The organism is Scandinavium sp. M-37, assembly GCF_043558715.1.
Lineage (GTDB): Bacteria > Pseudomonadota > Gammaproteobacteria > Enterobacterales > Enterobacteriaceae > Scandinavium > Scandinavium vulneris_A.
Window position 1 is genome coordinate 1 of record NZ_JBIGIN010000134.1, and the last position, 310, is coordinate 310.

General features: G+C 55.5%; 1 tRNA gene and 1 rRNA gene. Both read left to right on the forward strand.

The features are described 5' to 3' along the window. The first annotated feature begins 94 nt into the window (after window positions 1-94). A tRNA-Thr gene (locus ACG0Z5_RS24055) sits at window positions 95-170 on the forward strand. 37 nt (window positions 171-207) lie between these two features. Continuing rightward, window positions 208-310, forward strand: a 5S ribosomal RNA gene (gene rrf / locus ACG0Z5_RS24060); the annotation flags it as partial.

The window sequence follows — 310 nt, forward strand, 5'->3', positions numbered from 1 at the left end:
ATGCCGAACTCAGAAGTGAAACGCCGTAGCGCCGATGGTAGTGTGGGGTCTCCCCATGCGAGAGTAGGGAACTGCCAGGCATCAAATTAAGTGTGCTGATATGGCTCAGTTGGTAGAGCGCACCCTTGGTAAGGGTGAGGTCCCCAGTTCGACTCTGGGTATCAGCACCAGTTTTAAACGGTGAAGTTCGGCAGATAAAAGAATTTGTCTGGCGGCAGTAGCGCGGTGGTCCCACCTGACCCCATGCCGAACTCAGAAGTGAAACGCCGTAGCGCCGATGGTAGTGTGGGGTCTCCCCATGCGAGAGTAG